At 63.2% G+C, this 25,226-nt stretch carries 13 protein-coding genes and 1 pseudogene; 3 read left to right on the top strand and 11 right to left on the bottom strand.

Translation table 11 applies throughout. The features are described 5' to 3' along the window. Window positions 1–23: 23 nt before the first annotated feature. The 7 genes from ACR30Z_RS19490 to ACR30Z_RS19460 form a co-directional block, all read right to left on the bottom strand. Entirely contained in the window at window positions 24–995 is a 972-nt protein-coding gene (locus tag ACR30Z_RS19490) for an AAA family ATPase (RefSeq protein ID WP_144652051.1), read from the bottom strand. A gap of 61 nt (window positions 996–1,056) precedes the next feature. Continuing rightward, window positions 1,057–7,146, bottom strand: a complete 6,090-nt coding sequence (locus ACR30Z_RS19485) for an Ig-like domain-containing protein (protein WP_434374331.1) — start codon at window positions 7,144–7,146, stop codon at window positions 1,057–1,059. A 247-nt stretch (window positions 7,147–7,393) separates the two neighbouring features. Next, a complete protein-coding gene (locus ACR30Z_RS19480) occupies window positions 7,394–13,510 on the bottom strand; it encodes an Ig-like domain-containing protein (RefSeq protein WP_434374330.1) in 6,117 nt (2,038 codons plus the stop codon). A 142-nt stretch (window positions 13,511–13,652) separates the two neighbouring features. Then, window positions 13,653–14,825, bottom strand: a complete 1,173-nt coding sequence (locus ACR30Z_RS19475) for an adenylate/guanylate cyclase domain-containing protein (RefSeq protein ID WP_434374329.1) — start codon at window positions 14,823–14,825, stop codon at window positions 13,653–13,655. After that, a complete protein-coding gene (locus ACR30Z_RS19470; protein WP_434374328.1) occupies window positions 14,815–15,408 on the bottom strand; it encodes a PH domain-containing protein in 594 nt (197 codons plus the stop codon). The genes ACR30Z_RS19475 and ACR30Z_RS19470 overlap by 11 nt, the downstream gene beginning before the upstream one ends. After that, window positions 15,401–16,321, bottom strand: coding sequence for a biotin--[acetyl-CoA-carboxylase] ligase (locus tag ACR30Z_RS19465; RefSeq protein ID WP_144652046.1), 921 nt, complete (start codon window positions 16,319–16,321; stop codon window positions 15,401–15,403). The genes ACR30Z_RS19470 and ACR30Z_RS19465 overlap by 8 nt, the downstream gene beginning before the upstream one ends. A 68-nt stretch (window positions 16,322–16,389) precedes the next feature. Further along, window positions 16,390–17,268, bottom strand: coding sequence for an SDR family oxidoreductase (locus ACR30Z_RS19460; RefSeq protein ID WP_434374327.1), 879 nt, complete (start codon window positions 17,266–17,268; stop codon window positions 16,390–16,392). Between the two features lie 211 nt (window positions 17,269–17,479). On the opposite strand from ACR30Z_RS19460, the gene ACR30Z_RS19455 reads away from it, so the two are divergent. From ACR30Z_RS19455 to ACR30Z_RS19445, 3 genes are all read left to right on the top strand, one after another. Continuing rightward, complete coding sequence (locus tag ACR30Z_RS19455; RefSeq protein ID WP_434374326.1) at window positions 17,480–19,063, top strand: acyl-CoA carboxylase subunit beta; 1,584 nt, start codon at window positions 17,480–17,482, stop codon at window positions 19,061–19,063. Continuing rightward, entirely contained in the window at window positions 19,060–19,317 is a 258-nt protein-coding gene (locus ACR30Z_RS19450; protein ID WP_144652043.1) for an acyl-CoA carboxylase epsilon subunit, read from the top strand. Before ACR30Z_RS19455 ends, ACR30Z_RS19450 begins: the two co-directional genes overlap by 4 nt. 66 nt (window positions 19,318–19,383) lie before the next feature. Then, complete coding sequence (locus tag ACR30Z_RS19445) at window positions 19,384–21,066, top strand: DUF885 domain-containing protein (RefSeq protein WP_434374325.1); 1,683 nt, start codon at window positions 19,384–19,386, stop codon at window positions 21,064–21,066. Window positions 21,067–21,174: 108 nt separating this feature from the next. On the opposite strand, the gene ACR30Z_RS19440 is transcribed toward ACR30Z_RS19445, so the two are convergent. The 4 genes and pseudogenes from ACR30Z_RS19440 to ACR30Z_RS19425 all read right to left on the bottom strand — a co-directional run. Then, window positions 21,175–21,531, bottom strand: a complete 357-nt coding sequence (locus tag ACR30Z_RS19440; protein ID WP_144652041.1) for a hypothetical protein — start codon at window positions 21,529–21,531, stop codon at window positions 21,175–21,177. A gap of 137 nt (window positions 21,532–21,668) precedes the next feature. Next, window positions 21,669–22,422, bottom strand: a pseudogene (locus ACR30Z_RS19435) (helix-turn-helix domain-containing protein). A gap of 147 nt (window positions 22,423–22,569) precedes the next feature. Beyond that, window positions 22,570–22,929, bottom strand: a complete 360-nt coding sequence (locus tag ACR30Z_RS19430) for a hypothetical protein (RefSeq protein ID WP_144652040.1) — start codon at window positions 22,927–22,929, stop codon at window positions 22,570–22,572. Continuing rightward, window positions 22,926–25,226, bottom strand: a 2,301-nt coding sequence (locus ACR30Z_RS19425; protein ID WP_434374324.1) for an RHS repeat-associated core domain-containing protein, incomplete at its 5' end; no start/stop codon positions are given. The genes ACR30Z_RS19425 and ACR30Z_RS19430, both read right to left, overlap by 4 nt.

Raw genomic sequence — 25,226 nt, 5'->3', positions numbered from 1 at the left:
TAGGGGTAAGGCGCTGAGCAGGCTTAGGCGGTGGCGCGCTGCTGGGGTGCAGCGACGTCGCCGAGGACCCGGCTGAGCACAACCTCCGGTGTCGCGCCGGAGAACTCGGCCTCCGGGTCCATCACCAGTCGGTGGGTCCACACCACGGGCGCGAGTTCCTTGATGTCATCCGGCAACACGAAGTTCCGGCCCTGACCTGCCGCCCAGACCTTGGCAGCGCGAACCATCGCCAAGGCGCCACGGACGGAAACGCCGAGGCGCGTCTCGGATGCGTTACGGGTCTCCTCACAGAGCCGCGAAATGTATTCAAGGACCGCCGTGTCCACGTGCGTCGTGGCCGCGAGGTCCGCCATGTCGGCCACGGCCTGCGTGGTGATCAGCGGGGTGAGTTCCTTCGACCGATCCTTCAGGTTGGCACCGCCCAGCAAACGCACAGTGGAGGCGTGGTCCGGGTAGCCGATGGACGTCTTGATGAGGAACCGGTCCAGCTGTGCCTCCGGCAATCGGTACGTTCCCGCTTGCTCGATCGGGTTCTGGGTTGCCAGCACCATGAACGGACGGCCCGCCTCGTAGGTGGTTCCATCCACGGTGACGCGGGATTCCTCCATGACCTCAAGGAGTGCGGACTGCGTCTTGGGCGAGGCACGGTTGATTTCGTCGGCCAGGACGATGTTGTTGAACACCGGACCCTTGTGGAATTCGAACTTCTGGGTTTTCTGGTCGTAGATGGTCACACCCGTCACGTCGGACGGCAGGAGGTCCGGGGTGAACTGGATGCGGTTGTGGGAACCCTGGACCGTTGCGGCCAAGGCGCGGGCCAACGAGGTCTTGCCCGTACCCGGCGCGTCTTCGAACAGGACGTGCCCCTCGGCCAGCATCGCGGTGAAGGTCAACCGGATGACGTGTTCCTTGCCGAGGACGGCCTTGCCCACGTTGGCAACGAGCTTCTCGAATGTTTCCGCAAACCATACGGCCTGCTCGTTTGTCATGGTCATCGGTTGGTCCTGTTCCTTTGATAGATATGCGAATGGAGTTGATGAACGGAGGGTGGGAGCATCAGCAACCGCCGGGCCTGTTGCCGCGAATGTCCACGGTGGTGGACTTCACGAACCATCCCGGGTGGCTGCCCTCAGTGACGCGGTACCACGGCGTGCCGTTGTTGTAGATGTCCTTGGTGCAGTTGATGGTCAGCCAGCCTTCGGACCTCGAGACCCAACCAACGCCGCAGGACGGTCCACTGGGGTTGTAGGTGTCCGTCTGACCCGGCTTTCCCGGGCAGGTGTTGTTGTGTGCCTGGACTGTAGGCGGCGCAGGAGGCGGAGGCGGCGGGGTCGGGTCGACTCCGCTGGTGGCAGCCACATTGCCACTGGCAGGTCCCACCGCGACTGTCACGGCCCGAACACGCAGATGCCGGGTCTTCTCCCAGCCACCACCGGAGGCATCAAAGCTGTTTGCCTTGCCCACTCCGGTCCACGCGCCACCATCGAGGCTGACCTCATAGTGGTCCAACGCCCGACCATTCATGGCGGGGTTGTTCCAGGTCCAATGCACTTGGCCATCGCCCTTGGCCGACTTGCCGCCACTGACGTTCGGTGCGTTGGGGGGCCCATAAGGGTTGCCGGTGCCGATGGCCTTGGCATCGCCGGCCATGCCGTTCTTCACCGACGTGGCAATAATGTTGACCACCACGTTGGTGCCGTTGGGCTGGCCGCCGATGTCACCGCCGCCGCGTCCAATGGGGCCGGATCCGCTGGCGGTCTGCCAGCGATAGGTGATCTCGTTGTCCTGGGAGCCATTGCGTTCAGCGGCTGTCAGTGGAGTGAAGGTCACCCGCAACTGTCCGCTGGTGCCGGTTGCGGTCACCGAACCACTGCCCACGGTGCCAGGCTTTCCTGCAGCTCGAATGGGCGCGGATTGCTGGCTGACGCCACTGACCCCGGCCTTGTTCGTTGCCGAGACCGTGAACGTGTAGTCCGCTTCGGCATTGGCAACGGTGACGTTCTGCGAGGTTGCGCCCACCGACTGGGTACCCACGACGGCGCCGCCACGGTAGGTGGTCAAGGTGTAGGCAGACACGGCGTCACCGTTGTTGTTGGGCGCCTTCCAGCTGACCTGCAGTTGGCTTTGCGTGCCCACCGACCCAGCGCCGGACACCGACGGAGCAGCAGGGGTGGCCGGAACACCGGCGGGCGTCTCCGCAGCGGAGTAGGGGCTCCACTCGGAGGGTTCCTTGGCATCGTTGCGGGCCAGGACGCGGACCTTGTACGCCACACCGTTCGTCAGTCCCGTCCACACGTGGCTGTTGCCCGTGAGGTTTTGGATCTGGGGGTTCTGGCCTGCCGGAGCAGGAGAAATCTCAAGATCGTAAGACTTGATGGGCGAACCCTTGCTGGCAGGAGGAACCCAGGCCACCGAGAGTTGCTTGTCGCCAAACTTGAGCGTCGGCGCTGCGGGAGTATCCGGCTTGACGTCCGGACGTACCTCCGCAGACACCGGTGAGCGTTCGGACTCGTTGATGGCATTGGTGGCAGTCACCGCAAAGTGGTATTTCACATTGTTGGTCAAGCCAGTCAAAGTACAGGTGTTGGCAGGGCAGTCCTGTTTGAACCCACCCTCGCCGTACACGGTGTATTTGGTGATGGGCGAGCCACGGTCGGCGGGTGCGTTCCAGGTGAGCAAGGCCGTCTGGTCCCCCACGCTCTGCGCGAGCGGGGTTGTGGGCGCTGCCGGCTTGTCCTTGACGGTCAAGCGGATACGGGCGGTCGCGTAGCGCGAGAGCTCCCCGGTCTTGTCCTCCACGGTGTAGGCCACAACCATGGTTCCGGTGAACCCTGCGGAGGGCGTGACCGTCACGTTTCCGCCGTTGGCTTCGGCAGTGCCCTGGCCCGTCTCGGTGACCGCAGAGACAATTTTCAGCGGTGTATCCGGGAAGGGATTGGAGTCATTGGCGAGTGCGTTGACCGTCACGGGCTTCCCGGATTGCGCATCCGGTTCAACGTCGTCGTTGGCAACAGGCTTCGGCCGGTTGGAGGCCGTCAAGGAGAGCTTGTACGTCGCCAAAGCCTCCAGCCCGCGGGGGTCCTTTGCCTTGATCTGGACCGTGCCACCTTGGCCAATCTGTACAGAGTCGTCAGCGGAGACTTTGAGGCTGTTGCCATCCACGTTCACCCTGAAGCCGCCTGGGGCAGCACCCGCCAGTTCGTACTTCATATTCTGGACGTCGTCAGCGTCAGGATCGGAGGTCAGTTTCCCCAGGTCCAGGCTGGCCGAGTCGCCCTTGGGAACCTCCACGTCGCTGCCCAGCAGCACCGGCGGGTTGTTCTTGTTGGGATCGGGCAGCACCTTGGTGCGGATACTGAGCGTTGACTTCAGGCCGTTGGGATCGTCAGGGCCGCTTCCATCAGTGACTTCGAAGCTGATGGAGCCCGGCCCCACATACTCGGCACCGGCCGTGTACTTGATGGATGCCCCGTTGTTCGCCACGGGGTCACTTCCGTCAGCGCCGATGAGCTTGATCCGGTCCGTCTGGGTCAGGCGCGGCGATTTTCCTTCGCGGACCTTCACCCACTCGGCCAGGTCAACGGTGACGGACTGGCCGGACACCAGTTCAACGACCTCGTCCTTGGCAAGGGTGGGCACCTGCTGGCCGATGCCCGGAACCCAGATAACGGCCGTGGACTTTTGTCCGTCGACGTCCTCCACGGTGTACGGGACCAGCTGCGGCTGCTCGGTGAGGTCAACAATCACGTTGCCTTCGGGACCCGGGCGCGCCGTGTCCAAACCGGTAGCGACCTTGAGGTTCTCCCCCACACCGTCCGGGTCCTCATCGTTCTTCAGGACGGGTACGTCCACGGCAGTTTTGCCGAGAGTCTGCGCCGACGTCACCCGGTCGTCCCTGGCGATGGGAGCCTGCAAAGGGATGTCGTTCTTGACGATCACCCGGATACTGGCAGTGCCCACGGCGTCACGGTCGTCGGCCACCGAGTAGCGGACATTCACGGTCCCTTCGGCGGCCGGTGCCGTCACCAGGATCCTGCCGCTGGTTTTGCTGACCTGGGCATCGAGTCCTTGATCGGCTTCGATGCTGTCCGTCAGGATACGGATGATGTCGCCGTCCGGATCAGTGTCGTTGGCGGTGGCATCCACAGCAATCTGGCGTCCGGGACGGACCTTGACCTCGTCGTCCACGGGGGCAGGTTTCTGGTTGTCTTCGCCTCGCGGGGCGACGCCGACAGTCACCGTTCCCGTGTTCACGGCGCCCTGGCGATCAATGACCTTGTACCGGAACGTATCCGTTCCCGCGCCATCACCGGCGGCTACGAAATCGATGAAGCTGCTGCCCGCCGTCGCGGTTCCCATGGTGGGCGTACTGTCGATGCCGGTGAGCTGGACCGAGTCACCGTCGGGGTCGATGCCGTCCAGCGGAACCGGGATGCGGACACTGCCGCCGGCCACCACGCGTGCCGTGAGGTTCTGCGGCTGGGGCCGCGAATTCTGCGTCCCTTCCAGCGGGAGGATGTGGATGGTCACGGCGGCTGCACTCTTCTGCCCCTGCGGATCCACGGCGTTGTAGATGGCCCTGACAGTCTTGGGCGTTGGACCTGCAATGAAGCGCAAGGTCTTTTCGGAAATGAACGCCTTCCCGTCTTCCTCAGGGACGCTCTGCGCCAACACGGGGTCCACGGAGAGCTCTTCACCCTGCGGGTGCGTGTCGTTGTCCAGGACCGGAATGGTCACGACGTCGTTGACGCGGACGTTGACTTCGTCAGGCTTGGGTTGCGGAGCCTCGACGACGGCGGGAGCCGGCACCGGGACGACGCCCACCGTTCCAGTGGCCGAGGCGCGGCCGTTGGACATCGTGTAGCTGAAGACGAACGGTTCCTTCGCTCCGAGGACATCCGTGACGCGAAGGACGCTGTGGTCGATGACGCTGACTGACGCGGAGGAGCCGTCAGGCACCGTGACCGATTGCAGGACCAGCACACCGCCGGAGGGATCGGAGTCGTTGGCCAGCGGGTCCACCAAGACGCTTCCGCCGACGGGCAGGAGCGCCACGTCATGAACGGCTACAGGCGCTCCGGCATCCTTGCCTGACTCCACGTCGACGCGGATCAAGCCCTGGCTGCTTTGCGGGCCGTTGCTGGCGATGTACGTCAAGTACACCGGCCCCGGGGTGGTGCTTCTGAAAGTGAAGGTTCCGCCGTCGGTCACTGGTCCCAGGTCGGCCGGACCTGCAGCCTCGACGTGGGCCACACGCAACGCGCCACCGTTGGGATCAACGTCGTTCTTCAACGGTGCGATGACCAGGTCCTGGCCCACTACGGCCGTAACGTGGTCGGCATTGACAACAGGAGCCAGGGCACCGGGTGGCTGCACATTCACCACCACGCGGCCCGTGGTGGTGGCGCGGCCGTCCCAGACCGTGATGGTGACGTTCTTCTTGCCCGGTGCCGCCCCGGAATCCTGGTACGTGAGGAGTCCGTCGCGGCGGACCTTCACCTGGTCTTGGTCATTGTCCGACTTCGCGTCCAGCAGAACGAGGTCATCGCCGTCCGGATCCATCCAGTCGGTCAGGATGTTTTGGCTGACGGACTTGCCCTGCTCCACCAGCATGGTGGTGGGCTCACCGCGTTTGAAGAAGGGCGGTTTGTTCTCTTCGGGGGGCACAACCCGCAGGGTGACTTTCCCGCCGGCCGACAGGCTGCGACCGTCCGACGCGTTGTAGTCAAAGACTTCCGTGCCCGGTTTGGCATCAATCGGAACTTTGATCTGGAAGGCGGAGCCACCGTAGATGTTTTCGAGCGCCCCTGCCTTGGGGCCGTTGGCGCCCACCGCAGCGGTGAGAACATCGCCGTCGGGGTCTGAATCGTTGTCCAGGACGCTGAGGATGGTGGTCCGGCCCGGTCGGACGCCGAACTCGTCCGGCTTGGTTTCCGGGGGGCGGTTGGGCTTGGTGCGGTCCGGGAGCACGTTGATGGTGTTGTTGTCCGCGGATTCCTGATCCTGGTCATCGGACTGGTTCTTGGGCGGGACAACATCGTCCCAGTTGTTGACGAGCTGCATGTTCTGGTTGACCAGCCATACGCTGCCGGAATTGACATCATTGAGGACCACGAGGTCCCGGTTGACGCGGAACACATAGCTCGGGGAAGCACTGGCCTTGGGGACATCGTTTTTCTTGTCGTCTGCGTCGTTGTCGCAGTCGCGGAGGTACTTGTTGGCGCCGGACCACGCAGCGTGGACGCACTTGCTGACCTGCACGGGGGCAGCCGGGACGCCTTCACCATCGGCGTTGACCGTTGCCGCCGTGGACCCGTCCAACGGCTGCTTCAGCAGGGCTTTGCGGGTGGCGATGGCAACGTAGCCGCTCTCCTCGCTGCTCTGCTGGAGCTTGGCTTCGCGGGCGTCCTGCAGTTGGAGCCTGCGGCCACCGGGGAGGAAAAGGTTGCCGGAGGAAGCATCAAGTACTACAGGCTTGTCGCCCACCACGGCGATCTGCAGGTCTCCGGAGCCCTTGAGCTCGTCCACTTTGGTGACTTCGGAGTTGGTCCGCTCGCCATTGGCATCAACGGTGGTGACAGTAATCTCGCCCTTACCGGGATCGGCTGTGTAAATGCGGTTGTCCTGTCCCACCGCCGAGACCATCCCCTGGTTGCCCGTCAGTACGGGCTCGGTTCCCTCTTCATCGAAGCCGTTGACGGTGGAGGGAGACAACGCCCACACCTTGCCGCGTGCTGGATCGGTTACCGAGAGGACGGTGGAGCCGTAACTGACCTGTGACGAGGCTGGCAGCTGCTTGTCGCCGCCAAGCTTCAGGTTGGCGGCAGATACCTGGTTGATGGTGGACCCGGATTCATCGTCCACGAAGACGTTGCCGTCGTGCTGCAGGACGTCAAAGGTAGTGGTAGCCGGCGTCACGGCACCATCCAGAACACGGGACGGGTAGTTCAGGCGGCCCACAGCGTTCTTGGTTTTGCTGACCACCCACACTCCGCCGTCGTTCAAGTCCACCTCGGTGGTCTTGAACCCCGGGTACAGCACAGCACCTGCCACGAGCACAGCGCCCGCAGCAGTCACAGCGATGCCCGATATGAGTTTCTTGTTTTGACGCTTTTTCAGCCCCAGCTTGCCGAAGAAAGTTGTCACAGCCCCAGAATTCCCTTTGTATACAGCCGCCCCCCAGCGACTTCCTGGCCAACCGGCATGTGCCGGCAGCCGTACATTCCGCAGTACCCCCATACGGCGGCGGAATTTTCAGTCCCTAAGACTATCCCACGCACCAAACGGCTCGCCAAGGAAACCCGAGACCGGGCTATCCATTGGCTTTGACAGCCTACGGCCTTAATCGCCGGGCGCGCGATGGGGAGAACTGCCCGGCCGCATTTCCTCAAGGTCAGCATGGCGGGGCCCCCAAGCCAGCTGGGTCACCCAAGTGAGTGTGACCTGCGATGATGTACCGGCCCACGTTTCGGTACGACCCGGATTCGATGCGCCACCAACGGTGCATACCGGTCCAATTATCTGTTTGGTCGATGTAACAACGCACCACAATTGCGCCCTGGTCAGCCGAGGCCATCCACGGTGGCGTGTTGTTGCTTTGGCCGTCACAGGTGAACTTCTTGGGGTCGTAATTCGCCCCACCCAACGTGAAGCTGCAGGAACGGACCACGGCGCCCGGGTTCATGGTGGTTGTCCACACCCCTTGGCGTCCGGACGTGGCGCTGGCCGTAGCCAGACCGCCGCCCGTGCCGAGAGAGTTGAACGTCTGCACAGTGATGCTGTGCTGCTCTTCCCAGCCAGCTGTGTTGATGGTCCGGCTGCCCGAGGCACCCACTGTCTCCCAACCACCGCCGTCGATCCGGATCTTCGTCGTTGCGACGTCATTGGTGGATGGTGATGGGGACGACCAGTTGAAGGTCACTGATTTCTGGTTCACGGCGCCATTCGAGCCCGACGCCGACGGCGTACCCGGCGCACCATAGGGCTTCGCGGTGGCTGCAGCACTCGCATCCGAGCTGGGCGCCACTGTTGAGTGTGCCGTGACGGTGACGCTGGTGGCCTGGCCGTTGGTGAAGCCTCCCACTGTCTGCCCGGGCTGGATGGCGCCGGAGCGTCCGCCCGCAAAGTAGGTGTAGCTGACTTCGTTGGCCTTGGAGCCGTTGCGTTGGGCATCGCTGAGCGCGCTGAAGTTGATGGTGAGCTGCCCGCCGGCGGCGCCGGTGTTGGCCGGCGTGGCGCTCACGTTCTGGACAGTGGCCAGCTTTCCTGTTGCCCGACGCGGCGGCGACGCAGCACTAACCGCGCTCTTCCCCGCTTTGTTCTCCGCCTGAACCGTGAACGTGTACGCCGATTCATCGGTGGAAACCTTGAAGGTTGCCGTACGGACGTTCCCCGGAATGGTCTGTGTCTGTGTGGCTCCGCTGCCACCACTCATGCTGACGTAGTAATTCTTTATGGGGTCACCGTTGATGTCCGGCTCGGCCCAGTCGACGCGGAGCTGGTTCTGGGAACCCACGGCGGACACCACTGTGGTGCTCGGCGGCGACGGCGTGCCGGGGATGCCGGCAGGGTGGTCCTCGGCGGAGTACAGACCCCATTCCGAGGGACCGAGATCGTTCACCGCTTGGGCCCGGACCTTGTACTTCACCCCATTGGTCAAGCCTGGCCACGTGTAGCTGAGGCCGGTTACCTCGTTCTTGACGGCAATTCCGTTGGCAGGTGGTGGAGAGATCTCCAGGTTGTAGTGCTTCACCGGAGAGCCTTCGGTCTTGGCCGGTGTCCAGGTAATGGCCATGTCCTTGTCGCCGGCCTTAACGGCAGGTACGTCAGGGGCGGACGGCTTTTCATCCGGAGTGATCTCGTTGGACGGGACTGACGGCTGGGACTCGCCTACCTCGTTGGTGGCCACCACAGTGAAGACATACTTGACGTTGTTGGTCAGCCCGTTCAACGTACACGTTGTTGTGGGGCATTCCTGCTGGAAACCAGCAGCCTTAACGGTGTACTTGGTGATGGCTGCGCCATTGTCCGACGGCGGGGCCCACTTGAGCACAGCCGTCTTGCTGCGAACGTCAGTGGCTACCGGCGCCGAAGGTGCGTCCGGTTTGTCGCGCACCGTGATGCGGACCCGGGCCACGGCCTGCCTGCTCGGATCATCCGTCTTGTCCTTGATGGTGTAACGGACCACCAAGACCCCCTTGAATCCCTCGGAGGGAGTCACCGTGATCGAATCACCGGAGACAGCGGGCGCGCCAGAGGCATTTCCTGTCTCAACCACTGCCGACACGATGGTCAGGGGCTCGCTGAAGGGGTTGAAGTCATTGCCCAACACATTGATGGTTTCGGACTTCCCGGCGTCGGCCTTTTCCACAACGTCATCGTTGGCTGCCGGCTTTGGCCGGTCGGAAGAAACCACCGTGACCGTGACGGCGGCCTTGACCGGTTCGGAGCGGCCATCGGTCACCTTCAGCGGCAGCGTGCCGCGCGCTCCCGGGTTGAGTGAACCACCCGGGGTGACCTTTAGAACGGTGCCTTCGATCCGCGCGTCAAAACCGGCGGGCATGTCACCGTCCAACCCGAAGGCAAGCTTGCCTTGGTCTTTCTCGTCCACGTCCGCGGCGAGGTTGGCAAGATCCAAGTCCACGGTGTCGCCCTTGGGGGCCTCGATGGCCGCCCCGCTGAACGTAGGAGCGTGGTTTGCGTTCGGGTCCGGCAGCACCTTGGTGAGGATGGTCAGCGTGGACTTGAGGCCCTCGGAATCGTCAGGACCGCTTCCATCCGTCACTTCGAAGGTGATGGAGCCTGGGCCTGCGTACTCCGCCTGGGCGGCGTACCTCAGGGCCGTTCCGTCGCCCGCGATGACGTTGGTGGGCTCGCCGCCTTGGACACGGATCTTGTCGGCAACCGTGATACGGGGCTGGCGTCCTTCCCTCACCTTGACGTAGTCCTGCAGGGCCAGGGTGACCTCCTCCCCCGCAGTAATTTCCACGACGTCGGTAGTGGAGAGCGTGGGGTACTGGAGGCCTTGGCCCGGAATCCACATGACTGCCGTTGCGGTCTGCCCATCAACGTCCGTCACGTTGTACGGAATCAGTTGATCCTGGGGAGCCAGCGTCACCACCACGTTCCCGGTTGTCCCAACGCGTGCGTTCGGGTTTCCGTCAGGAAGGGAGATCTTGAGGTCCTCAGCTACGCCGTCGGGATCCGAATCGTTCTTCAAGACAGGTACGTCCACCGCGGTCTTGCCCAGGGTCTCAGCCAGTGTGATCCGATCGTCCACTGCCACCGGGGCATGAAGGGGTGCGGTCGGACTGGTCTGGACACGGATGACGGCGGCGGCCTCCGCTTTCTTGTCGTCCTGGATCCGGTAAGTGATGCTTTCGGTGCCGGCGGCGCCGGGTGCTGTCAGCACCACTTTGCCTCCCGCAGTCTCCACCTGGAGCTCGGGCTTTGCCTCCAACGTCGGCACCAGTCCGATGGGGTCGCCGTCGGGATCCGAATCATTCTTCAGAGCATCCACCGCCACCCTGCGACCAGGGCGAACATCGATGGTGTCATCCACGGCGATCGGCTTCTGGTTGTCGGCTTCGGCCGGCGCGATGCCCACAATCACCGTTCCCGTGTTCTCGGCGCCGATGCGATCACGGACGCGGTAACTGAACGTGTCCGTACCGGCGGACTTCCCGCCTGCCGTGAACTCCAGGTAGCCATCCCTGAGAATGGCCGTACCCAGTTCGGGCGCTTTGTCGATGCCGATGAGCTGGACGGAGTCGCCGTCGGCGTCGATGCCGTCCAAGGGTACGGGGATCCTCACGGTCATACCGGCAACCACCCGGGCTGTCAGGTTCCGCGGTTCCGGCCTGGTGTTGGTTGCGTCGTCACGGCCACGGATCCTGATTGTGACTTGCTGCGAATCTGTCTGGCCTGAGGCGTTGCTGACCTTGTAGATCGCGTAAACGGTGGCAGGTTCCTCGCCTGCGATGAAGCGCAGCGTGTTGCCGGCGACGAACATCCGCCCGGCTGCTTCATCTGGCTGCTGCGCCAACACAGGATCCAGGGTGAGCTCTCCGCCGTTGGGGTCGGTATCGTTCGCCAACACCGGAATCGTCACCACATCGCCCACCCGTACTGAGACTTCATCAGGCTTGGCCTGCGGAGCTTGAAGCTTGGTGGGTGCAGGGACCACTTGAACGGAGATGTCCCCCGTCGCGGAGGCCTTGCCGTTGGAAATCGTGTACTTGAGCGAGAGTTGTCCCTCGGCACGGATATCGGTGATCTTGATGACCGAGTGGTCCAGCACTGCCACCGAAACGGGCAGCCCGTCAGCTGCCGTCACCGATTGGACCACCAGCACGCCACCGCCCGGGTCTGAGTCGTTGCCCAGCACGTCAACCACCACACTGCCGCCACTCGGCAGGAGCGCGATGTCCCGGACAGCTACGGGCGCACCGTCACTGTTGCCGGATACGACGTCGATCCGCACCAGTTGCTGCGCACTCGCCGGTCCGTTGGTCACCATGTAGGTGACGTAGTGGGGTCCGACGACTGTGGAGTTGAAGGCGAATGTCTGCTGGTCGGGTCCCACCACGGCCGTTGACTGTTCATCGGGCTGCGCCTGCGCCAGCCGCAACGTGCCGCCTTGCGGGTCAGTGTCGTTCTTGAGCGGGGCGATCACGGTGTCCTGGCCGGCAACAGCCACCACATGGTCGGCGTTGGCAATGGGGGGCAGCGCTCCCGGTGCACGGACGTCGACGCTGATCTGGCCCTGGGTGGTCAGGGCGCCGTCGGAAACGCTGACGGTCAGGGTCTTCCGACCCGGACCTGCGCCTGAGTCCTGGAAGGTGAGCAAGCCGTCCGGCCTGATCCGGACCTGGTCAGCGGGATCGCTGCTGGAGACAGCGACGGCGAAGATGTCATCGCCGTCGGGATCCAGCCAATCGGTGAGGATGAACTGACTGGCGATCTTGCCGGACTGGACCACCAGCGCGTTGTTGCGGTTGGGCTTGGGCTGGGGTGCGTTGTTTTCTTCGCTGGGGACGATCCGCAGGTCCACGTCCGCGGCGCCTGTTCCGCCGCGGCCATCGTCCACCGAATACTTGAACGTCTCGGACCCGGTAGTCCCGGCCGGAACGGCGATCTGGAAGCCCGTCCCACCATAGACCGCGGACAATGCGCCCGACTTAAGCGGCTCGCTGGTGCTGACAGTGAGGACGTCTCCGTCGGCGTCGGCGTCGTTGTCCAGCACCGGAAGGATGGTGGTCTTGCCGGCCCTGATTCCGAATGAATCAGGCTTGGCCACCGGCACGGTGTTGGGTTTGCTGCGGTCCGGGAGGACCGTCTGCTGGACTTCGTCCGCGGAGTCCTTGTCGGCGTCGTCCGATGTCTGCTGGGGTGGGATGACGTCGTCCCAGTTGTTGACCAGCTGCATGTTCTGGTTAACCATCCAGACGTTGCCGGAGTTTACGTCGTTCAGCACCACGAGCTCGCGGTTGACCCGGAAAACGTACGACGGCGACGCACTCGCCTTGGGGACGTCGGCGCGGCGGTTGTCAGCCTCATTACTGCATTCGCGGACGTACTTGTTGGTCCCTGACCAGGCCGCGTACGTGCACGACCCCAGATGGACAGGTGCTGCCGGGATGCCGTTGCCATCGGATTGGATGGTCTTCGCGGTCCCACCGCCCAAGGGCTGCAGGAGCAAGGCAGTGGGCGTCGAGATGGCCACGAAGTCTGCGGCCGGGCCGCTCTGTTGCAGCTTGGCGTCGCGGGCGTCGGCCAAATGCACTTTGCTTCCACCGGGGAGAACGATGTCGCCAGTGGACTCGTTGAGGACCACTGCTTTGTCTCCGACGGCGGCCAGTTGGACCTCCCCTGACGCCTTCAGCCGATCATCATTCCGGACCTGGGAGTCAACGGCCTTGCCGTCGGCATCTACCTTTGTGGCTGTCAGCCGACCTGTTTCGGGATCAAGTGTGTGGATGGTGTCGTCCACGCCGACCACCGAGACAACGCCCGGGGACTGTTCGAACAAGGGCTCGGACTCGTCGCTGAATCCGCCGATGGACGTCGGAGAGACAGCCCAGACTTTGCCTTTGGAGGGATCGGTAACTGCCAGGACCTTGCTCCCGAAGCTGACCTCGGCGGCACCCGGCAGTTTCTGGTCTCCCCCGAGCCGCATGTTTGCTGCACTGACCGGGTTGATGGTCCCGCCGTCAGCGTCATCAATGAAGATGTCCCCCGCCTGCTGGAGGATATCGAAGTCGGCGCTGGCAGGGGTTACCGCCCCGTCCAAGGACTTGGAGGGATAGTTGAGCCGACCTGCTGCATTCTTGGATTTGCTGACGACCCAGACGCCACCGTCGTTAAGATCGACATCCGTGGTCTTGAAACCTGGATAGAGGATGGCGCCGGTTACCAGGACAGCGGCCGCCGCGGTAAAGGCGGTCGCAGTGATGACCCGGCGCCGGCGGTTCATGGCACGGCGTTTCCCGGACTCGTTAGGCAGAGCCATCCAACATTCCCCCACATTTAGGCAGCTTTAAAGCGCCCGATGCCGACCCCCACGGCTATCACGACACAAACAACCCAAGAGTACCGGGTTAGTCCATCGATTTGTTAAGGCTGCGTCATGTGGATCTACTCACACCCAGGACTCAGTCCAGCACGAGGCCCTTGCCGCGGCCCCTGGCAAGCATCACGGGATGGATTTCGCCGAAGCCGCGGACATTCTCGGATTTCTGCGGAACCAGGACGAAGCGGTCGTCCTGTCCAAGGGCAGCAGCGGTCATGGCATCAACCAGCACGGTGCCGGGCTGGGCAAGGGTGGTTAGCCGGGCAGCCAGGTTCACGGTGGGTCCGTAAATGTCGCCCAGACGGGAGAGGATGCGGCCCCAGACCATGGATACGCGGCACTGCGGCAGGATCTCGTCCTCGGTGAAGGCTTGAGCCAGGGCCAGGGAAATCTCGGCACCGGCCGCAGGAGTCTCGGCAATGTAGAGGACTTCGTCGCCCACTGTCTTGACCAGTCGGCCGCCACCCACGGAGATAATCTCGGCGCACTTGTTCTCGAATCGCTGCACCAGCTGGGCCAGTGTCTTCTCGTTCATGCGGCGCGAAAGGCTGGTGTAGGAAACGAGGTCCGCAAAGCCGACAGCACGGGCCAAGGGCAAAGGGGAATCGTCCTCGTCACCTTCGCGGCCTTCCTCGCTGGCTTGCAGGCCGGCTTCGGCCCGGACAGCGAGGCGCTGAACCCCGGCATTGAGTTGGCGCCGGTAGGAGTAGACCAGGATCTCTTCCAAGGAGTCCACCAGGGAAGGCAACCGCCCCACCAGCTGCTTGCGCGCAACGGCATCCGGAATTCCCTGTTCGGACACCATGTCCTCAACCAAGGCTTCGATCTGCCAGACCACCATGCGGTCAGTCATCTGCCCGATGGAGCGTGTCACCGAAATGGCGGCTTCTTCGGTCAGGATGCCTGCCCGGACGAGGTCCAGAATGCTCGACAACGCAGCCTGGTCACGCTCAGTGAACGCCACGTCTTCGTCGCCGAAGTTCGGGAAACCCAGAGCACGCCATACCTTCCGCGCTGAGAGGATGGACACTCCTGCTCCTGCAGCGACTTCACGACGGCGGAGCTTGCGTTCGCCGCCCAGGAGCTTCGCCTCGAGCGCCTTGATGGCCAGGCGCTCCGCGGACATGACACCAGTGGGCGGGCCGGTGGGGACCGGAGCCGGCCCAGCTTCAGTCTCCTGGTCCACGGAAGGTTCGGGTACGGCGTCGAACTCCTGGTCCAGGTCCTCGCCGGACTGCTGATCCTCAACGCTCATCTCTTCCACCTTCTCTCAACTCCCACGGCAATTCTTCAAAATCACTTAGTACTTCGCCCTCAAAAACCTCACCTTGCGGGAGTTCGTCCATCGCGTCAAGAATGAATCCCCTGAACTTACCCACCTCAGGGACGTCGGCCATAACGGCTGTTCCGGAGCGCCCGGTATCCAAGGATATATTCCCGGAGTGCAGTGTCCGTTGAATCAAGCTTTGATGGACACCCACATTGCGGACGGCCATCAGCGACACTTGCCAATCGCTGCGGCGAAACATTCCGTACTTGGCAAGTATCCGCCGACTCGTGAGGACGTACCTGACCGAACGCCATCGGAGCACGCGCTTCACGCTGTAACCAAGCACAACCCAAGCAGCAAGCACCACTGCGGCACCCAGGAGCCACGGCGTCCATTCAACTGTAATGAACGGGACAAGCCGTTGCGCGTTTCCTTTGACAACCCAGGCACAGGCGTAGGCGGCCAAGGCAGGAACCACAATGAAGGCCAGCACCGGAAAGAAGAGTGAGCGGGCCTGCTGATGCGTGATGGTGATGACCTGCTCCCCCGGAAGCAGCTCTTTACGCATAACCGCTTTCCGTGGCGCGCAAATGCACCACATCCCCGGCTGTGACTACGTGCTCCCTGCCACCATGGTCTACCACCAACAACGAGCCATGCTCATCGAGGCGCGATGCATGCCCCACCAACTCGTGGTCGCCGGGCAGGTGCGCGCGCACTTCGCGTCCCAATGTGACCATGGCAGATTCAACGCGCTTATGCAGGGACGGCCCACCCACCAATCCGGCGGCCGGGTCCCCCTCCGAGTTGCAGAAACTGCGGTAGAGCCTGGCGAAACGCGAAAGGTAGCTCTTCAGCAACGCGGTGCGGTCCGTCGTCGTGGCTCCTTCCAAGGCGAGCGACGTCGCCGTCGGCACGGGGAGTTCCTTCTCGGCCAGAGACACGTTGAGCCCCACACCCAGAATCACGGCAGGCACGGAGCCGTCACCCATGGGCGTCATCTGCGCGAGGATGCCGGCGATCTTGCGCCCGTTGACCAGGACGTCATTGGGCCATTTGATCTCAGCCGTCACACCGGCCGTTTCCTGCAAGGCCTCGCGCAGGGCAACAGCCGCAAGAAGGGACAGCCACGAGTAGCTCTGTGTTGGTACTGGCATGCCGTCTGCCGTGACAGGTCGCAACACCATGGACACGGATACCGCGGAACGCTCCGGCGATTCCCAGTGGCGGTCCAGTCGCCCGCGCGCCGCGGTCTGGTGCTCCGCTGTCAGGACGGCGAGATCGGCCCATTTCTTCGGCTCAACGGTTACTGCCCGGACCAGGTCCTGGTTGGTTGACCCCGTGGATTCCACGATGGTCAGTTTCGAGATGCCTGTGGCCGAAAGGAAATCCGCCTGCAGCAGCGCTTCGCGGTCCAAAGGGGCGCGCGACTGCCCGGATGATTCCTGGGGTCCACTGCTGGCTGGTTGTTCGGCGTCCATAGCTGAATCCTATCCAGTTGAGGCGGCCCCGGATGGTGCCTTTCACCGAAAAGCGGCTGGGAATCCGCCTAGAGGAAGATGTCCGGAACGAGTCGGTCTTCCGGAGCCCCAAGGCTGTAGGGCGAAAAGTCCGACACGCCGGCCGCACGAAGGACCTCTTCATCGGTGAAGAAATTCCCGGTAACGCCAGAACCGGTCAGCACTGCGTGCGCAGCATCGGCCATGATCTCCGGCCCCCTGGCAGCCTGCACCATCTGCTGCCCACCGGGCATGTTCCTGATCGCGGCAGTATCAATGAGGGTGCAGGGCCAGAGCGAGTTGACGGACACCCCGTCGTCCTTCAGTTCTTCGGCGAGGCCCAGTGTGGTGAGGCTCATCCCGTATTTGGCCATGGTGTAGGCGAGGTGCATACCCGCCCATTTGGGGTCCAGGTTGAGGGGCGGGGACAACGTGAGGATGTGGCCGTGGCTGGATTCCCGAAGGGCGGGCAACGCCAGCTTGGACAGCAGGAACGTGCCGCGGACGTTGATGTCCTGCATGAGGTCGTAGCGCTTCATGTCAACGGCGTCGGTGCGGGAGAGGTCGATCGCCGAGGCATTGTTGATGACGACGTCGATTCCTCCGAAACGCTCGACGGCGGCGGCCACCGCAGCCGCGACGTCGTTATCGTTGCGGACGTCCCCTACGAGTGGCAGCGCCTGGCCGCCTGCGGCGACCAGCTGTTCGGCGGCGGTGAAGACTGTCCCTTCCAGTTTCGGGTGGGGGTCGCCGGTCTTGGCCATGAGCACGATATTGGCGCCGTCGCGGGCTGCGCGGGTGGCGATTGCCAGTCCAATGCCACGGCTGCCGCCTGACATCAGGATGGTCCGGTCTTTCAGTGAGCCGGTGGCGACGTAGGGGCTGGCACCGTGGGAAAGTGTGCGGGAAGCGTCGTTGCTTGAAGTCATGGGGACACTCTAACCCAAGTATGTTACTGACGGGTAACATAGGGATGGCTTTGGCTTGGACGCTGAAAATTGTAGGGTTTCTACAGCGGTTCGCGGCAAAGGCGTCACTAGACTGGCCATCGGGGCCTGTTCTTTGTACGGAAGCTACTTAAGCTTGCGACCGTCACCTAACTGCGCCAGCGAAAATCAGCTACAGAGCCGGAGACACTTGATGAGCCACGATCTGACAACGACAGCGGGAAAGATTGCCGACTTCCGCGACCGCCAGGCCCGTGCAGAACAGCCTTCCGGCCCGGAAGCAATTGAAAAGCAGCATGCGCGCGGCAAGAACACCGCCCGCGAACGCATCGACCTCCTGGTTGATCCCGGATCGTTCGTCGAGTTCGACGCCCTCGCAGTCCACCGCTCCACGGCGTTCGGCATGGAAAAGAAGAAGCCCCTCGGCGACGGCGTTGTTTCCGGGTATGGCACAGTCGACGGCCGCCTGATCGCCATCTACAGCCAGGACTTCAGCGTCTATGGCGGCTCGCTGAGCCAGGTCAACGGCGAGAAGATCGTCAAGGTCCAGGAATTCGCCCTCCGCAACGGCTGCCCGGTTGTCGGTATTAATGACGGCGGCGGCGCGCGTATCCAGGAAGGCGTCGCCTCGCTGGCCATGTTCGCGGACATCTTCCGCAACAACGTCCACGCTTCCGGCGTCGTCCCCCAGATCTCCCTCATCATGGGCCCGTGCGCCGGCGGCGCCGCCTACTCCCCCGCACTGACCGACTACGTGGTCATGGTGGACAAGACTTCCCACATGTTCATCACCGGACCTGACGTCATCAAGACCGTCACGGGCGAAGACGTGGACATGGAAACGCTCGGTGGCGCCCGGCAGCACAACGCCACCACCGGTACCTCCACCTACCTCGCGTCCGACGAAGCAGACGCCATTGAGTTCGTCCGTGAACTCCTGGACTTCCTCCCGTCCAACAACTTGTCCGAGGCCCCGGTGGTGGAGCACGACCAGGAACTGGAAGTCGACGACGACGACCTCGCCCTGGACGGGTTGATCCCCGACTCCGCCAACCAGCCCTACGACATGCGCAAGGTCATCGAGCAGATCGTGGACGACGCCCACTTCCTTGAGATGCAGTCCCTCTACGCACCCAACGTCATGATCGGCTACGGCCGCGTTGAGGGACACACCGTAGGCATTGTGGCCAACCAGCCCATGCAGTTCGCGGGAACGCTGGACATCTCGGCCTCGGAGAAGGCAGCCCGTTTCGTTCGACACTGCGATGCTTTCAACATCCCCATCATCACGCTGGTGGACGTCCCCGGCTTCCTGCCCGGCAAGGACCAGGAATTCCAGGGCATCATCCGCCGCGGCGCCAAGCTCCTCTACGCTTACGCCGAAGCCACCGTTCCCAAGCTCACGGTGATCACCCGCAAGGCTTACGGCGGCGCGTACATCGTCATGGGCTCCAAGAAGCTCGGCGCCGACCTCAACCTCGCCTGGCCCACTGCGCAGATCGGCGTCATGGGCGCCCAGGGTGCCGTCAACATCCTGTACCGTCGCGACCTCGCTGCTGTTGCCGAAGCCGGTGGCGACGTCGAGGCGAAGCGGGCCGAAATCATCCAGGGCTACGAGGAAGAACTCCTCAACCCGTACCAGGCGGCGCAACTGGGCTACGTGGACGCGGTCATCGCTCCGTCCGACACCCGCCTGCAGATCATCCGCGGCCTGCGGGCCCTCCGGGACAAGCGCGCCAGCCTGCCCACCAAGAAGCACGGAAACATCCCGCTGTGAGCACGCCCAAGCACCGCGCCGATTCCGCGCCCGACCAGTTGCCCGCCGAAGCAGCCGCTGCGCCCCTGTTCTCTGTGGTCAAAGGTGAACCGACCGCCGAAGAACTCGCGGCGCTGGCCGCCGTCGTGGTTTCACTCGGTGCTCCTTCGGAAGCTGCCGCGTCGAAGCCGAATGTCCGGCATTGGGTGCGTCGTCAACAACTGCGCCTGGATCCCAGCCCGGGTCCGGGTGCGTGGAAGCGCAGCCGCGGCTAATATTCCCGCTCGTAGAAAAGTTCAACAACCCTTTCACGTAAGCGGCGTCGCGGATAGGCTCTGTGGGTGACTACTGCAAACACCCCCGTACGCCCGAAGTCCGCCATCGATGCCGTCGCTGACGCGTACACAGAAAAGCTGATCGAACTCAATCCCAGCTTCGCCACCACGCTTGGACTGCCGGGACACGAAACCGAATACCAGGACTACTCGCCCGCCGGTGCCGAGGCTCATGCGGAGGCCACACGGTTGGCATTGGACGCCCTGGCCGGCCTTGAGCCTTCGGATGACGTGGACGCCGTCACCCTGGATGCCATGCGCGAGCGGCTCGGACTGGAGCTGGAGATCCACGAGTCGGGTTGGGACGCCGCCGACCTCAACAACATCGCCTCACCCGCCCAGGACATTCGTGCGATCTTCGACCTCATGCCCACGGACACGGTGGAACAGTGGGAGCATATCGCCGGCCGTGCAGCTAATGTTCCCGGGGCGATTGAGGGGTACATCGTTTCCCTCCGGACCGCTGCCGCGTCGGGCAAAGTAGCTTCTGCCCGGCAGGTTCGGATTGTCATCGAGCAGACCGGCCGATACACAGCCGAGGACGGATTCTTCGCCAAGATGGCTTCATCGGCCGCCCTTAATGGCCAGCCGCTGCCCGCCGATGTTCAGGACAGGCTCGACGCCGGGACTGCAGCCGCGCGTTCTGCGTACAGCGCCCTGGGCGAATTTCTTCGGGACGAGCTCCTCCCCCTTGCACCGGAGAAGGACGCGGTCGGGCGCGAACGCTACGCGCTGGCCTCGCGTTCATTCGTTGGCGCACAAATCGATCTGGAAGAGACGTACTCCTGGGGCGTTCAGGAGCTCGAGAGGCTTATCGGCGAGCAGGAAAAGGTCGCGGCGCAGATCAAGCCCGGCGCATCCATTGAAGAAGCCAAGGCCATCCTCAACAGCGACCCCGCGCGCCAGATCAAGGGCACCGACGCACTCAAAGCGTGGATGCAGGAACTCTCCGACCGTGCCGTGTCCGAGCTCGCCGACGTCCACTTCGATATTCCCGACGTCATGAAAACCCTCGAGTGCATGATCGCCCCTACCGACGAGGGTGGCATCTACTACACCGGCCCCTCCGACGACTTCTCCCGGCCCGGACGTATGTGGTGGTCAGTGCCGGCAGGCGAAGACACCTTCACCACGTGGTCCGAAACCACCACCGTTTTCCACGAAGGGGTGCCCGGCCACCACCTCCAGGTCGCCACGGCAACTTACCGCCGTGAGCTCCTGAACAACTGGCGGCGGAACGTCTGCTGGGTCTCCGGCCACGGCGAAGGCTGGGCGCTCTACGCCGAGCAGCTCATGCTGGAACTTGGCTACCTCAAAGACCCGGGTGACCACATGGGCATGCTCGATGGCCAGCGGATGCGGGCAGCCCGCGTGGTGTTCGATATCGGTGTGCACTTGGAACTGCCCGTCCCTGAACGCTGGGGCACCGGCACCTGGACACCCGAAAAAGGCTTCGACTTCCTCAAAGCCAACCTCGATATCAGCGAAGGCCAGCTTCAGTTCGAATTTACCCGCTACCTGGGCTGGCCGGGACAAGCTCCGTCGTACAAGGTGGGGCAGCGCCTGTGGGAACAGATCCGTGCCGAGCTTGAGGGGCGCGACGGCTTTGACCTGAAGTCCTTCCACAGCAAGGCACTCAACATCGGCTCAGTTGGTTTGGACGTGCTGCGGCGGGCTTTGCTGGGCTGAGGCTATTCCCACTGATCGCCCCGTGTGACTACGAGGTGCGATCGGTGGGGCAGGTCGTGCAGCCAGGCGACCGAATCAACTCGCTCAAGTCCGGTGTAATCTTCCCCACTACTGCTCAAATTCAATCATGTCTTCGACGGCCTGCCGGAACCAGCAGGTCAGGTCGTCATATCTTTCCCTTTGCTCCCACCCGGAATTGGCAAAATCATGAATGACGCTGATCGCATCGCAATCGGCATCCAGGTCCCAGCAAGCCACTGCGTCAGAATCAATCCTGCGCGCGAAGGGAACAAGCAAACGAGAGGGATACCGCTCCCTTAAACCTACGGTCCGCTGGATCAGCATTTGACCTTGAAGTATCCGCCAGGGTTCAAGGTTAGTGAGGTTCAGTGCTATCAACCTTTTGTAAAAGCCAGAATAGTGGAACCCAGATGGAAGAAACTGAGCATCAAGAAGAGGGTCCATTGGTTTCCAATCCGTACCGTAATGGTGAAAGTGTAAGGACAACGAATAAAGCTGCTCATCGCTCTCGCATAGCCTCCCGATCCAGAAGTGCTGGCCTGCATTGAGTTGCTGCTCGTGGAGCCAAACTTAGAGGATGGCTAGGTGTACTGCCCAGGGAGGTTGGTTAGCCGGCTGACGGGTGGGGTGCTCCCGAGTGCGGTGTGGGTCCTCTGGTGATTGTAGTAGTGGATCCAGCCGGGTAGGGCCTCCCTGCGGCTGGATTCGGTGCTGCAGAACTTGGCGTAGGCCCAGCCGTCGTTGAGTGTTCGGTGGAGCCGTTCGATTTTTCAGTTGGTCTCGTTTCTGGGGTGCTTGCTGGAACGGGCGTAGCCGCTGCGTGCTGCTGAGGACCTGAAGTTCTTTCCGCCCTCGACCCTGCCAAGGTAGCGGTGGCCGCCGCCGTCGAGGATGTTCCCGAATTTGGGGACATCTACGTGGAGCATCTCGCCCGGGGCTGTGTGTTCGTAGCGGCGGTTTGGTTCGCCGGTGATCCGGTCGATGTATCGCAGCCTGTTGATCCGACAGCGGACCAGGACAGTGTGCACGGTCGAGGCCGCGATGCCCAGCCGCCCGGCGATCTGCACCGGGCCCAGCCGCTTGCGCCACCTCAGGGCAACAATGCGTTTGACCCAGTTTCCACGGGGTGCGGTTGGGGCTGCAGCGGGGACGGGACGACTTGTCATTCATTCCTTCGCGACCGAGTTAGAGGTAGCGGGTGACCCAGCGTTTAGCTGTGGGCCAGGAGACCATGTAGTGCTTGGCTGCCTCGGTGATCGTCCAATGGTCTTCAACGACCAATTGGGCGAGCTTCAAACGGGCTTTTGGGGTCAACATTGCGTTAGCGTGGGACACGAAGGCCTCCTAGGTGTGCAGCGGTTTCTTAGACAACTCCACTCCACACGGGGAGGCGTTCGTCATCCCGGAAATCTCACGCCGCGTCCTCGCACGTCCTCAACAACCTCCCTGGGCAGCACAGCTAGGCAACATACACTGCTATGGTCAGGGACTTTTTCGTCCGATGAGAACCACGTCTGGCAACCGCATCACCCAGGGATCCAGATCAGTATCCGGGAAAACATGAATTGTAAATCCCGAAGTGAAGTAGAAAATAAGGTCGGAAGCATCCGACCTTCCTTTGGATGCTGCTTCCATCGATAGCCCAACCAACTTCTCCGCCTCAATATCAAGAAGATCTGACTCCCAAGGGATGGTTTCATCCGGCGTTTCTAGCGTCCACGGACAGTTCAACGCGAGCGACCAATTTTCGCCGACTAGGCTTAAGAAGGGGTCATTGACTTCAATGCGCATAACTTCGAGGGGTAAGACAGCATTTATACGAGAAATCAGGCGATCAATCATGGCATCAATTCAATGTGCGTGCGTTCCCGAACGTAAAGCGCTCTTTCAGGCCTAGTGAGTCCTCGGGGTGGCTGGACGGGCTTTCCAGTGAACGGTTGGACCGGACCTTCGTTCGCGTTTGTGAATGAAGCCCTGAGAGGGGCTCCGCCAGACGGCTCCATAATGCGAACAAGACTACCATCTGGCATCGTGTACTGCATTCCCATCGAATCAGTAGGCTTGCTGGCAAGCCCGGCCTTTTGAAATCCTGTTTCCAAAGTAGAACGATTTGTCGGTATAACGACTCCATCGGCACTGGCAATATAGGCGGATCCGGATCGATTGGCGGAACCCAGAGGTGAAGGCGGCAATTGGCCTAAGCGGGCGGTTGGCAGGGCCGGGAGGGCGGCCCGGTTTGCGGCGCCTCCGATGGGTAGTGCGCCTGTTCCACCGCCGAGGGCTGTGGCGCCGAGAAGTCCTGTCGGGGTGTGGGGTCCTGGGCCGGTGAGGTAACCGCCGGCTCCGCTGATCGCCCCTTCTACTCCGTTCTCCACGGCCATCCGTGCCACGGGGTTGTTGACGAGTTTGCCCGCCATCATGCCGACTCCGCCGCCGATCATGCCCAGGCCGCCGGAGATAGCCGCTTGGCCCCAGTTGACGTGGCCGGTGGTTGCTTTTTGGATGACGACGTCGGCGCCGAAGCTCATCAATCCCATGCCCGCGACCTGTCCGCCGGGGACGAACATCAACACGGCCCCGCCGACCACAGCGGCGCCGCCGACGACGTATTCCCAGTTGTCTCCGAGCCAGTCTCCTGCCGCGGCGAGGGCGCCGCGGGAGGAGCCGTCGTAGGCTTTCAGGTCAGCGTCGGTCAGGGGCCGCAGGCCGGTGGGGTCAGTGGTGTTGAGGGGGTTGTTTCCGGCGTAGGCGTAGGGGTTTCCGTCCCAGCCCGCGCCCAGGACGGGGGCGAGGGGGTCGGTGGAGAGGAAGCCCCGGGTGGCCGGGTCGTAGGCCCTGGCGCCGAGCCATTCGAGTCCGGCGATGTCGATCCCGCCACCTGCGGTCAGGGTGATCCCGGCGGGCAACACACCACCTGCACCATTGACCGATCCGACACCATTCGTTGCGGGGTTGCCCGGGCTGGGGGTGGTGGGGGTGCCGAGGACTGCCCAGGGATCGTGCTGGTCGGTGGGGCGGGCGGTACGCCACCCCGGCGCGGTCCACGCGTCGCCGATGCCGGTGACACCGCCGGGCAAGGACAGGATTTGGGTGGTGTTGATCCCGGCCAGGGTCGGTACCGGTGCGGCGGTGTCCCACCACAACGGTGTCCCGTCCACGGTGGCGAGTTCCCCGATCGCGTCGACGTGGAGCCGGTGCCGGGATACCTCGGCCCCGTCCCGATCCTTTTCGATGGTGCCGGTGAGGTAGCCGGTGGGGCCCCAGGCGTATTCGGTCCAGGACCCGCCCGGGTCGATCACCCGGACCCGCCGCCCCAACCCGTCATACACGTACTCCGTCCGGGAACCGTCAGGTTCGGTGACAGTAAGGAGCTGGCCTGCGGCGTCATACGTGTAGGTGCGTGCCCCATGCGGGGTGGTTTCGCGGAGAAGCCGACCACCGGCGTCGTACTCCCACCCCACCACCTTCGCGGTGGTTCCTGTTTCTGTGGTGGTGGTGGCGGAGGTCAGTTGCCCGGCGGTGTCGTACCCGTACCGGGTCGTGGCCCCGTTCCGGGCCAGACCGGTGATCCGCCCGCCGTCCTCACGACCGATCAGGGTCACCTCCGTGGCATCCGGGGTATCGGTGTGGGTGCGGGTGTGCTCTGCAAGGTTCCCTCCCCGGTACACCCATTCCTGGGTGTACTGGCCCGCGGTCGCGGAGGTGACCCGCCCGGACGGGTCATACGCGAAGGCCGCGTCCCCGAGCAACGGGTTCGAAACCTTCACAACCCTCCCGGCGGGGTCGCGGGTGTAGGTGGTGGTTCCGGTGGGGTCGGTGAACGCGGTGCGGTTCCCGTCACCGTCATACCCCCAGGAAAGCGTCCCGTTCCCGTTGCCGTTGGACTTTCGGGTGAGGAGTCCGCGGCGGTCAAAGCACAGTTCGTGCTCCACCGCGTACCCCGCCCCGCCGGTGTGGTCCGTGATGACCACCCGCCGGCCCGCGGTGTCGCGTTCGATGGCGGCGATCAGGGCACCGTCCACCGAGGCCGACGCTTCCCGACCGGCGGTGTCGTAGCTCCAGGTGGTGGTGTGCCCGTCCGGGTCCGTCTGGGACAACTGCCGCCCCGCCGGGTCATACGTGGCGGTGGTGACCCGCCC

Origin of the sequence: Paenarthrobacter sp. FR1 (assembly GCF_051106045.1) — a bacterium.
GTDB classification, from domain to species: Bacteria; Actinomycetota; Actinomycetes; order Actinomycetales; family Micrococcaceae; genus Arthrobacter; species Arthrobacter nitroguajacolicus_A.
Note: the sequence above shows the minus strand (reverse complement) of the source record. Positions and strands in the feature narration are given on the sequence as shown.